This is a genomic window from Mesorhizobium sp. CA5 (assembly GCF_020165105.1).
Classification (GTDB): domain Bacteria; phylum Pseudomonadota; class Alphaproteobacteria; order Rhizobiales; family Rhizobiaceae; genus Mesorhizobium.
On sequence record NZ_JAIUHJ010000027.1, the window covers coordinates 71,121 to 82,316 of the forward strand.

Sequence of the window (11,196 nt, forward strand, 5' to 3'; positions counted from 1 at the left end):
TCTATCTGTTTGATTAGGCGAAATGATGTGCGCACCCCTGCCCTGTCAAGAGCGAGGACGCTCACTGCTCCTTCGCCGGGCGGCGCAACCTCAGGATCAGCACGGCTGCAAGGGCGGCGGCCAGCCCGTACCACGTGACGGCATATTGCAAATGGTTGTTCGGCAGGTCGATGATGGTGACGCCACCGACCGGCAGGCCGCCAGGATTCGGCGTCTTGTCGGCATCGACGAAGAACGGCACCAGCACGAACCCGGCAGGCAGACCGGCGGTCGCCGCCATGACGTCGCGGTCCTTCCAATAGAAGATGTTCTTGGCGACGTCATTGTCGGGAAGCATCATCGACGGCTTTGCAGGCAGCGGATTGCGGGCGAGTCCGGTCACCGTCACCTTGCCGGCGAGTTCGCCCTGCCGGCGCTTGGAGGGATCCTTGAGGTCATAGGGAACGAAGCCGCGGTTGACGAGCACGAAGCGGCCGTCCTCGAGCTGCAGGGGCGTGTAGACGTTGAAGCCGCTGTCGCCTTGCCAGGTGGAAAAGAAGTGCCGCTCGCCCTGGTGCAGGAAAGTGCCTGTTACCGTCACGGGCGTGTAGTCGACATCGTGGGAAGCGGCGAATTGCTTCTCGACGTCGGTCAGCGGCAACGGCGCGGAATGCGTGCGCTTATCGATGGTCGCGAGCAGGTCCTCCTTCCAGTGCAAGCGCTGGACCTGCCAGGTGCCGAGCCCGATCAGGACGGCGAACAGGATGAGGCCGAGACCGATGAGCAACGCTAAGCGCGGCCGCGAACGGTCGGCAACCGAGCCTGTAGTCTCATTCATTCTTGGGCTTCCAGCCTGCCTTCAGCGGCCTTCTTGGAATATTGCAAGGTGATCAGCACGCCCTTGATGAGGCGCAGCGCCGTCAGGCAGAGCACCAGCGCCAGCGGTATCCACAACATAAAGTGCAGCCAGAGCGGCGGACTGAACGTCACCTCCATCCACAATGCGAGGCCGACGACGACAAAGCCGATGATCAGGATGACGAACACGGCCGGCCCGTCGCCCGCATCGGCGAAGGAATAGTCGAGTCCGCAATTATAGCAGCGCTTGCCGACGGTGAGGAAACCCGAGAACAGCTTGCCTTCGCCGCAGCGCGGACAACGGCCATGCAGGCCGGCAGAAATCGGATCGATCGGTGGCCAGATCGCCTTGTCTTCGCTCATGTTCTCACCGTAGACCTTTTTGCCCCAAAGAATAAGGCGGCCACGTCGCCGCAGCCGCCCCTTGGGATTCCGAAACCCGTCGGTTTAATGGCCTTCGATCAGTGCGCCGTTCGAGGCCCAGACATAGATGGCGCTGAACAGGAACAGCCAGACCACGTCGACGAAGTGCCAATACCAGGCGGCCGCCTCGAAGCCGAAATGCTGCTTCGGGGTGAAGTCGCCGCGCCACGCGCGGATCAGGCAGACGAGCAGGAAGATGGTGCCGATGATGACATGGAAGCCGTGGAAGCCGGTCGCCATGAAGAAGGTGGCGCCGTAGATCGAATCCCTGAAGCCGAACGGAGCGTGCATGTACTCGTAGGCCTGCACCATGGTGAACAGCATGCCGAGGCCGACGGTCAGCACCAGGCCGTTGATCAGGCCCTTGCGGTCGCCATGCAGAAGCGCGTGGTGCGCCCAGGTCACCGTCGTGCCCGACAGAAGTAGGATGATGGTGTTGTAGAGCGGCAAGTGGAAGGGATCGAGGACTTCAAGCCCCTTCGGCGGCCACACGCCGCCGGTGAATGCGGTGCGGGCATACTGGTTCGCCTCGCCGGGGAAGAGACTTGCGTCGAAGAAGGCCCAGAACCAGGCGACGAAGAACATCACCTCCGAGGCGATGAACATGATCATGCCGTAGCGCAGGTGCAGCGAAACGACGCGCGTGTGGTGGCCCTCATGCGCTTCCTTGATGGTGTCCGACCACCAGGCGAACATCGTGTAGAGCACGATGATCATGCCGATGAAGAACAGCCACGGATTGGCGATGTTGTGGCCGAAGACCGGGAAGTTGCCGCCCTTCAGATACTGCATCAGGCAGACACCGCCGATGGCGGTGACCAGCGCGCCGACGGAACCCAGGAAAGGCCAGGGGCTGGGGTTGACGAGATGGTAGTCGTGTTGTGGTTTTGCGTGCGCGTCTGCCATATCAACCCCCGAGGCTTGCGTCGGAATCTGGAACTTTGTTGCTGCTGCCAGCGGCCGGCGCCGAGGAGGCGACCGGCTGTTTGTTTTCGACCGGGAACATCGTGTAGGACAGGGTGATGGTCTTCAAGTCCTTGAGTTCCGGCACGTTGACGATGTCTGGATCGACATAGAACACGACCGGCATGTCCAGCGTCTCGCCGGGTTTCAGCGTCGTGTCGGTGAAGCAGAAGCACTCCACCTTGTTGAAATAGGCGCCGGCCATTTCCGGCTGCACGTTGAACGAGGCGCGGCCGGTAATGGTGCGGTCGAACTTGTTGGTGGCGCTGTAATGCGCCTGCGCCGTCGCGCCGATCTTGATCGTCACCGAGCGGGCGACAGGCTCGAACTGCCATGGAATGCCGTTGGTGTTGGCATCGAAGCGGATGGTGATATCGCGGTCGAGCACGCGGCCGGCATATTGCTTCTCGGCGCGCTGCGTGGTCCCGCCATAGCCGGTGACCTGGCAGAACATCTTGTAGAGCGGCACCGCCGCATAGGCCATGCCGACCATGCCGGTGAAGAAGGCGAGGCAGACGGCGGCGACGATGCCGTTGTTCACCTTGCGGGGCTTGCTGCTGGCCTCGCCGCCCATCAGCCGCCTCCCAGCAGGCCGGAGCCGGTGATGCTGGCTCCGCTGTGACCGAAGCGCACGATGGTGGCGGCATAGAAGACGACGACCAGCGCTGCCAGCGCAAGACCGATGGCGATGGAGCGGTTGCGGCGGGCCTTCTGCTGGCGTTCGGTCAGCGTGACCAGTTCGAGTTTCTTGTCAGCCACGATCATGCTCCCCCCATCATGAGGGCGCGCCCGACCACGCAATCGACGAGATAGGCGGCAAAGATAGCGAAGAGATAGAGCAGCGAATAGCCGAACAGGGCCTTGGCCGGCTTCATCGCGCGATCGTCGTCGGCCATGGCAAGCACTTTCCAGGCATACCAGACGAAGCCTGCGCCGAGGGCCGCCGAGACGACGCCGTAGCCGGCCGTGGTGTAGCCGAGCGCCCAGGGCAGCACCCCGACCGGCGCCAGGATCAGCGCATAGGCAAAGATCTGCCTACGGGTCGAGGCATGGCCGGCGACGTTCGGCATCATCGGGATGCCGGCGCGGGCGTAGTCGTCGGATTTGAAGAGAGCCAGCGCCCAGAAATGCGGCGGCGTCCACAGGAAGATGATCAGGAACAGGATCACGCTTTCGAGGCTGACCGAGCCGGTCACGGCGGCCCAGCCGATTACCGGCGGGATGGCGCCGGCGGCGCCGCCGATGACAATGTTCTGCGGCGTCCAGCGCTTCAGCCACATGGTGTAGATGACGGCGTAGAAGAAGATGGTGAAGGCGAGAAGCGATGCCGACAGCCAGTTGACCAGCACGCCGAGCGTCATCACCGATAGCACCGACAGCACAAGGCCAAAGCTCAACGCCTCGCCTGGGGTGACGCGACCGGACGGCACCGGGCGGCCGGCGGTCCTCGTCATCACGGCGTCGATGTCGGCGTCGTACCACATGTTGAGCGCGCCGGAAGCACCGGCGCCAATGGCGATTGCGAGGATAGCGATCACCGCCATGAGCGGATTGATGGCGACGGGCGCCGCGATCATGCCGACAAACGCCGTGAAGACGACCAGCGACATGACACGCGGCTTCAGGAGGGCGAAGAAATCGCCTGCGGTCGCTTCCGACATGCGAAAACCCGCTTCCTCCATCAATCTGTCTTCGGCAAGGGCCATGCGTACTTAAAGTCCATCATTCCGTTGGCCAAGACCGCCGGGCAAGCCGGCGGCCTCGTATGCGTCGGGACGCTGCCTACCTGATCTTCGGCAGCTGTTCCCACTGGTGGAACGGCGGCGGCGAAGGCAGCTGCCATTCGAGCGTGGTGGCGCCCTCGCCCCACGGGTTGGCGCCGGCGACGCGCTTCTTCTGGAAGGCCTCGAACACGCCGTAGAGGAAGATCGCAACGCCGACGGCCGCGATGTAGGAGCCGTAGGACGAAACCATGTTCCAGCCGGCGAACGCGTCCGGATAGTCGACGGTGCGGCGCGGCATGCCGGCGAGGCCGAGGAAGTGCTGCGGGAAGAAGATCAGGTTGACGCCGACGAAGGTCACCCAGAAGTGGGTGTTGGCGATAACCGGCGAGTACATGTAGCCGGTCATCTTCGGGAACCAGTAGTACCAGCCGGCGAAGATGGCGAACACCGCGCCCAGCGACAGCACGTAGTGGAAGTGGGCGATCACGAAATAGGTGTCGTGCAGCGAGCGGTCGAGACCGGCATTGGCCAGCTGAACGCCGGTGACGCCACCGATGGTGAACAGGAAGATGAAGCCCAGCGCCCACAGCATCGGCGGCTTGAAGGAGATCGAGCCGCCCCACATGGTGGCGATCCAGGAGAAGATCTTCACGCCGGTCGGCACCGCGATGACCATGGTGGCAAACACGAAGTAACGCTGCGTGTCGAGCGACAGGCCGGTCGTGTACATGTGGTGCGCCCAGACGATGAAGCCGACGGCGCCGATCGCGACCATGGCGTAGGCCATGCCGAGATAGCCGAACACCGGCTTCTTCGAGAAGGTCGAGACGATATGGCTGATGATGCCGAAGCCCGGCAGGATCAGGATGTACACCTCGGGATGGCCGAAGAACCAGAACAAATGCTGGAAGAGGATCGGGTCACCGCCCTGATCCGGCACGAAGAAAGCGGTGCCGAAATTGCGATCGGTGAGCAGCATGGTGATGGCGCCCGCCAGAACCGGCAGCGAGAGCAGCAGCAGGAAGGCGGTGATCAGCACCGCCCAGGCAAACAGCGGCATCTTGTGCAGCGTCATGCCGGGAGCGCGCATGTTGAAGATGGTGGTGATGAAGTTGATGGCGCCGAGGATCGACGACGCGCCGGCGATGTGGATCGAGAGGATCGCCAGGTCCATCGCCGGGCCGGGCTGGCCGGATGTCGAGAGCGGCGGATAGATGGTCCAGCCGCCGCCGACGCCGAAGGCGCCCGGCGCGCTCGGCACGAACATCGAGGAGAGCAGCAGGATGAAGGCAGGCGGCAGCAGCCAGAACGAGATGTTGTTCATGCGCGGGAAGGCCATGTCTGGCGCGCCGATCATGATCGGCACCATCCAGTTGGCGAAGCCGCCGATGAGCGCCGGCATGACCATGAAGAAGATCATGATCAGGCCGTGCGCGGCGCCGAAGGCGTTGTACATGCTCTTGCCGCCGTCGATGGCGGCGTCGCCCTGCATGCCGTAGACCATCTGCGCCAGGCCGCTGAAGATCTGGATGCCCGGCTCCTGCAGCTCCATGCGGATGGCGACCGAGAGCGCGGCGCCGATGATGCCGGCCATGATCGCGAAGATCAGGTAGAGCGTGCCGATGTCCTTGTGGTTGGTCGAGTAGACCCAGCGGACCCAGCCATGCGGCCTGTGGTCGCCGTGATCGTGAGCTGCAGCCTCTGCCATGTTCCGCTCCGTTCCCTAAATCTTGCTAACCCGCGGCATCAGTTGCCGGCGGCCGCTACCTTGTTGGTACCATCGATCTCGGCCATCAGCGCCTTGTTGGCGGCGGGCACGTCGGTCTTGGCCGTATCCAGCCAGGTCTTGAACTGCGCATCGGACACCACGCGCACGGCGATCGGCATGAAGGCATGGTCCTTGCCGCAGAGCTGCGAGCACTGGCCGTAGTAGAGGCCTTCCTTCTCCGCCTTGAACCAGGTCTCGTTGGTGCGGCCGGGGACGGCATCCATCTTGATGCCGAAGGACGGCACGGCGAAGGAGTGGATGACGTCGGTGGCGGTGATCAGCACGCGGGTCATGGTGTTGACCGGCACGACCAGCTCGTTGTCGACCGCCAGCAGACGCGGATAGCGGGCGCGATCTTCCTTGCCGGCCTTGGCGCGGTCGGCATCCTGAAGAACCGCCGAGTTGAAGGAGAAGGTCTTGTCGACCTGGTACTCGTAATCCCAGTTCCACTGGTTGCCGGTCGCCTTGACGGTGAGCTTGGCTTCTTCCGGGGGGGTGTATTGAGCGGTGAGCAGTTGGAAGGAGGGAATGGCGATGAGCAGAAGCACGATCACCGGCCCGACGGTCCAGATCACCTCGATCAGCGTGTTGTGGCTGGTCCTGGACGGCACTGGATTGGCACTGGCGCGGAACCTAACGATGCAGACCAGCAGAAGCACCAGCACAAGGATGGTGATCGGGACGATGAACCACATGGTGTAGTTCCCAAACCGCTCGATCTGCCGCATCATGTCGGTCGCGGGCGCCTGGAAGGTCATCTCCCATTCCCGCGGCTGGTCGGCACGAGCCGCCGCACTGGAGAAGAGCACGGCCGAAGCTGCCGTACCTGCCAAGAATTCAGCGCTTGCCAGGAATTTCCTCATCGCCCTCTCGTCTCCCACTTCCCGCGATCTGGTCGCACCAATAACGGACGACACCGGAATTGGGAATCCCGGGCTGTCCCGAGGCTGGTTCAAACCATACTCTATTTCCCTCCGCAAGAAAGGAGCGGAGGAAACCGTGCGGCATTTTTGCGCGCAGGCCGAAGGCTGCGTTCGGCGCCCGCCATGCTATATGCGCGACGGTCGCAATTCGGGCGAATTTGCTTTGGAAAAGCATGCAATTGCCGGTATCGGGGCGGACCGGCGGAGGTCTCGTCCTTTACTTGGCCCCGGCGCGGCTTAAAGTGCCGTGATTCGCAATGGAGCCGTTATGACTTCCTGGCTTTCGAGAACCCTGGCGAAGGTCGTCCTTGCCGTCGCCTTGCTCGGTGTCGGCGTAGCCGTCGGCGCCCCCGCCTCGCCTAACGACGCCAAGCCGCCGAGCGGCACGGTGAAGTCGACGCATGGCGCGTGGTCGATCATCTGCGATACGCCTGCAGGTGCTACCTCAGAGCAATGCGTGATGATGCAGAACGTTGTCGCCGAGGACCGCCCTGAAATGGGGCTTTCGGTCGTGGTGCTGCGCACAGCCGACAACAAGGCCGAGATCCTGCGCGTGCTGGCGCCGCTCGGCGTGCTCCTGCCCAACGGGCTTGGCCTCAATGTCGACGGCAAGGATATCGGCCGCGCCTATTTCGTGCGCTGCTTCCAGGACGGCTGCTACGCCGAGGTGATCCTTGAAAAACCGCTGCTCGACACGCTGAAGAGCGGCACGTCGGCCACCTTCATCGTCTTCCAGACGCCCGAGGAAGGCATCGGCATTCCGGTCGATCTCAAGGGCTTTGCGGACGGCTTTGCCGCCCTACCTTGATCTTCTTGCCCATGCACCGCGGCCATTTCCGACGCTGAGGTCGGATGGCGAATGCGGATTTGGCGGCAGGAGGCTCCATGCGCACGTCATTGTCCGCTTTCATCGCTGGGCTGGCGCTGGCCGGTGCGGTTTCGGTCGCCCGGGCCGAGGACGACGAAATCCTCCAGAGGCCCGACTCGGCGGCGATCCTCGATATCGCCAAGGGCTTCGGTTCCGCCAGGATGGGCACGGACGACAACGGCGATCCGATGATTTCGGGGCGGATCGAAGGCGTTAAATACCTGATCTATTTCTACGGCTGCGAAGACCACGAGAACTGCAAGTCGCTGCAATTCGCGACCGGCTACGCCGACCCGCTTACCGCTGACCAAGCCAACGCCTGGAACGCAAAATACCGCTGGGTGAAGGCCTATTCGGGCAACGGCTCGAATTTCAGGATGGATGTCAGCTTTGCCGGCGGCATCACCAGGGCCAATCTCGAGGAGCAGTTTTCCAATTGGAACGCGATGGCCGGCAACATCAAGGACTTCGTCAGCGGCAAGTGATGGCGGCGCAATCGTCGGCTTGACCCAGTTGGCGATTGTGCGAAGGCGGCTTCGCGCCTACATGCCGAGGAACGATTTGTTTCCACGAATGGATTTGCCATGAACAGCCTGATCGGCCAATTCGACATTTCCGACGATCGCGTCAAGGAGATCGTCACCGAGACCATCAAGGGCGCCGACGACGGCGAGTTGTTCCTCGAATACAGCGAGAACGAAGCGCTGATGTTCGATAATGGCCGGCTGAAGACGGCCAATTTCAACACCGACCAGGGGTTCGGCCTGCGTGCCGTGGCCGGCGAGGCCAGCGGTTATGCGCATTCGAGCGATCTCTCCGAAGCCTCGCTGTTGCGCGCGGCAGACGCAGTCTCGGCTGTCAAAGGCGGCTATTCCGGCACATTGGCCGGAGCGCCCGCCCGCACCAACCGCCATCTCTATGGCGACGAGAACCCTATCCCCTCGCCTTCCTTCGAGGCCAAGGCCAAGCTGTTGCAGGAGATCGACGGCTGGCTGCGCGCCAAGGATCCGCGTGTGCGCCAGGTGACGGCGTCGCTTGCCGCCTCATGGCAGCATGTCGAGATCGTGCGCGGCGACGGCCAGATTGTGCGCGACATCCGCCCGCTGGTGCGGATCAACGTTTCCGTGGTGGTCGGCGATGGCGACCGGCAGGAGAGCGGCTCCTACGGGATGGGCGGCCGCAAGAGCTTTGGCGAGTTCGTCGGCGAGGAAAGCTGGAAGCATGCCGCCGGCGAGGCGTTGAGACAGGCGCTGATCAATCTGGAAGCGGTTCCGGCGCCCGCCGGCACATTCGACATCGTGCTCTCAAGCGGCTGGCCGGGCGTGATGCTGCACGAGGCGGTCGGGCACGGGCTCGAAGGCGACTTCAACCGCAAGAAGACATCGGCTTTCGCCGGCCTGATGGGCCAACAGGTGGCGGCGAAGGGTGTCACCGTGGTCGACGACGGCACCATCCCCGAGCGGCGCGGCTCGCTCACTGTCGACGACGAAGGAACGCCCTCGGCGTGCAACGTGCTGATCGAGGACGGCAAACTCGTCGGCTATATGCAGGACCGCCAGAACGCCCGGCTGATGGGCATGAAGGCGACGGGCAACGGCCGCCGCGAAGGCTACGCGCACCAGCCGATGCCGCGCATGACCAACACCTACATGACCTCGGGCGACATGGAGCCGGAAGAGATCATCGCCTCGGTCAAGAACGGCATCTACGCCGTTTCCTTCGGCGGCGGCCAGGTCGACATCACGTCGGGCAAGTTCGTGTTCGGCTGCACCGAAGCCTACATGATCGAGAACGGCAAGGTGACGCAGCCGATCAAGGGCGCGATGCTAATCGGCAACGGGCCGGACGCCATGCACCGCGTGAGCATGATCGGCAACGACATGAAGCTCGACACCGGCATCGGCATGTGCGGCAAGGCCGGACAGGGTGTGCCTGTCGGCGTCGGCCAGCCGCATCTGCGGATGAACCAGATGACGGTGGGCGGCACCAGGGTTTGAGGGTCTGTCGTCCACTGCCTGACGAACGACCATCCCGAGCAGTCTCCGCGCGCCAGGCGGTTGATTCCGGCGTGAATGCATCCTCCACCTTGAAGTGAACACAATCGTGTTAGGACATTATTAATTGTTTAATTGGCGGGGCGAGCGTTTGCGCATTAGCTTGTCGCCAGTCTTCTCGTTGCGGTGGTGTCGGCAATGCAGCGTTCCCCTGGCGTCCTGACTTCTTCTTTCCTCATTGGCCTCGTTTCCCTGGTTGGCGCATCATCGCTGCAAGTCGGCCCCGCAGCGGCGCAGTCGTCGCTGTTCAAGCTAACGGCTGCGAGTTCCGCCGCAGTCGGCGGCAGCACCAGCGTCCCATATGGCTGGCTCGATTTCTGTCGTCGCCGGCCGAAGGAATGCAAAGTGCCTGCCCTGCCTGCCACAAGCGTCAGGCTGACAGCGCAGAACATGGGCATCCTCAAGCGGGTAAACCAGAAGGCGAACCACTCCATCAAGCCCGTCAGCAATTACGACCACTGGGGCACGATGATGGACCACTGGGACTATCCGACGGACGGCAAGGGCGACTGCAAGATCTACGCGCTCTACAAGCGCAAGCTGCTCCTGGAAGCGGGCTTCCCCCGGCAGGCGCTGCTGATGACGGTGGTGCGCGACCTCCACAATGAGGGCCACACCATTCTGACGGTGAAGACCGACAAGGGCGATCTCGTGCTGGACAATCTGGTCGACGAAATCCGCCCCTGGAACGCCACCGGCTATTATTTCCTGAAACGCCAGTCGCAGCAGAACCCGAACACCTGGGTGTCGATCAACCAGCGCGGCGGCACGGCGAAACGACTGTCTCCGAGTTCGTAAGGGCCAGAGCGTTTCACGGAAACAGCGAGCCGCTCTCTCGCCCTGGGATGCAATTCTGCACGGAAGGCTATGGCGAAGTCGCCGAGCCCGAACCTTCACCTTTTCCCGCAATCGCTCCCGGCGTGACCAGAGCGGTCTTGTCTGCTTTGACGGACTGATCCGTCACATTCTCTACCTCGCAAATTCATAGGCCGGAAAATCCGGCCCGTGAACGAGCGTTGCCGCCCGCGGCCAAGCCTTGCTGGCCTACTGCTGGCAGGGCGGCTCGCCAGGACGCCCGCAGGTCGGCTTTTTGTTTCCCTGCGGCGGCTGCTCCTTGAGCTGCTGCGGCAGGCGCCGTTCCTGTATCTGAGGCTGAGGCCGCTGCTGCAAGCGTCTTTCTTGCATCTGAGGCTCAGGCCTCAACTGCTGCAGGTGTCTCTCTTGCATCTGAGGCCTTGGCTGCGCCTGGAACTCTGGCCTTTGCGGCCTGAGCACCTGCACGTTCGGCCTTTCCTGCTTGAAGCTGCGCTGGACGTTGATGCCTGCGCCGGCGGAACCCTCTTCGCCGTTCGGCAGCCTGCGAAACTTCCTGTTTGCGTTGGCCGAACCCTGATTCTGGTCGGAGAACACACTCGGATTGTTTCTCCTGAGCCGCTCCTGCACGCTCGCCCGGTTGTCGGCTGGCGCACCATTGACGGTCGGCAGCTTGCGGAACTTCTTACCGCTGTCGCCTCCGTTGACCGAGCCTTGATCGCTCGGGCTGAGGGCTGTCTGGCCTCCCGACAGATCCTTGCGTGTCAGCTTCCTCGGTCTGCCTTCGTTCTGGCCGGACAACGCATTCGGATTGTTCTTCCCG

At 62.9% G+C, this 11,196-nt stretch carries 12 protein-coding genes and 1 pseudogene; 4 read left to right on the forward strand and 9 right to left on the reverse strand.

The window, feature by feature from the left end; all coding sequences use genetic code 11:
* Positions 1-61 precede the first annotated feature (61 nt).
* From LB529_RS26285 to coxB, 8 genes are all read right to left on the reverse strand, one after another.
* Positions 62-817 (reverse strand): SURF1 family protein, encoded by a 756-nt coding sequence (locus LB529_RS26285; protein ID WP_224712751.1) that lies wholly within the window; start codon positions 815-817, stop codon positions 62-64.
* Positions 814-1,200 carry a DUF983 domain-containing protein gene (locus tag LB529_RS26290; protein WP_224712752.1) on the reverse strand — a complete coding sequence of 129 codons (387 nt, stop codon included), beginning with the start codon at positions 1,198-1,200 and terminating at the stop codon, positions 814-816. The genes LB529_RS26285 and LB529_RS26290 overlap by 4 nt, the downstream gene beginning before the upstream one ends.
* 84 nt (positions 1,201-1,284) lie before the next feature.
* Positions 1,285-2,166, reverse strand: coding sequence for a cytochrome c oxidase subunit 3 (locus tag LB529_RS26295; protein ID WP_140847288.1), 882 nt, complete (start codon positions 2,164-2,166; stop codon positions 1,285-1,287).
* Between the two features lies 1 nt (position 2,167).
* Positions 2,168-2,797 carry a cytochrome c oxidase assembly protein gene (locus LB529_RS26300; protein ID WP_095766766.1) on the reverse strand — a complete coding sequence of 210 codons (630 nt, stop codon included), beginning with the start codon at positions 2,795-2,797 and terminating at the stop codon, positions 2,168-2,170.
* Positions 2,797-2,988 carry a hypothetical protein gene (locus tag LB529_RS26305; protein ID WP_140541531.1) on the reverse strand — a complete coding sequence of 64 codons (192 nt, stop codon included), beginning with the start codon at positions 2,986-2,988 and terminating at the stop codon, positions 2,797-2,799. Before LB529_RS26305 ends, LB529_RS26300 begins: the two co-directional genes overlap by 1 nt.
* The gene (locus LB529_RS26310; RefSeq protein WP_224605091.1) at positions 2,985-3,929 is read right to left on the reverse strand and encodes a heme o synthase; all 945 of its coding nucleotides are present in this window, start codon (positions 3,927-3,929) and stop codon (positions 2,985-2,987) included. The genes LB529_RS26305 and LB529_RS26310 overlap by 4 nt, the downstream gene beginning before the upstream one ends.
* 76 nt (positions 3,930-4,005) lie before the next feature.
* The gene (ctaD, locus tag LB529_RS26315) at positions 4,006-5,655 is read right to left on the reverse strand and encodes a cytochrome c oxidase subunit I (RefSeq protein ID WP_095766763.1); all 1,650 of its coding nucleotides are present in this window, start codon (positions 5,653-5,655) and stop codon (positions 4,006-4,008) included.
* A gap of 38 nt (positions 5,656-5,693) precedes the next feature.
* Positions 5,694-6,695 (reverse strand): cytochrome c oxidase subunit II, encoded by a 1,002-nt coding sequence (coxB, locus tag LB529_RS26320; RefSeq protein WP_411962584.1) that lies wholly within the window; start codon positions 6,693-6,695, stop codon positions 5,694-5,696.
* 211 nt (positions 6,696-6,906) lie between these two features.
* Here coxB and LB529_RS26325 point away from each other — a divergent pair, with 211 nt between their 5' ends.
* The 4 genes from LB529_RS26325 to LB529_RS26340 all read left to right on the forward strand — a co-directional run bounded on the left by LB529_RS26325 (position 6,907) and on the right by LB529_RS26340 (position 10,358).
* Positions 6,907-7,446: an invasion associated locus B family protein gene (locus tag LB529_RS26325; RefSeq protein ID WP_095766761.1), complete on the forward strand. Its 540-nt coding sequence runs from the start codon at positions 6,907-6,909 to the stop codon at positions 7,444-7,446.
* A 77-nt stretch (positions 7,447-7,523) separates the two neighbouring features.
* Complete coding sequence (locus tag LB529_RS26330; protein ID WP_224712753.1) at positions 7,524-7,991, forward strand: YbjN domain-containing protein; 468 nt, start codon at positions 7,524-7,526, stop codon at positions 7,989-7,991.
* 99 nt (positions 7,992-8,090) lie between these two features.
* Complete coding sequence (gene tldD / locus LB529_RS26335; RefSeq protein ID WP_224712754.1) at positions 8,091-9,503, forward strand: metalloprotease TldD; 1,413 nt, start codon at positions 8,091-8,093, stop codon at positions 9,501-9,503.
* A 195-nt stretch (positions 9,504-9,698) separates the two neighbouring features.
* Positions 9,699-10,358: a transglutaminase-like cysteine peptidase gene (locus tag LB529_RS26340; RefSeq protein WP_224526378.1), complete on the forward strand. Its 660-nt coding sequence runs from the start codon at positions 9,699-9,701 to the stop codon at positions 10,356-10,358.
* 246 nt (positions 10,359-10,604) lie between these two features.
* On the opposite strand, the pseudogene LB529_RS26345 reads toward LB529_RS26340, so the two are convergent.
* A pseudogene (locus LB529_RS26345) lies at positions 10,605-11,196 on the reverse strand (hypothetical protein); the annotation flags it as partial.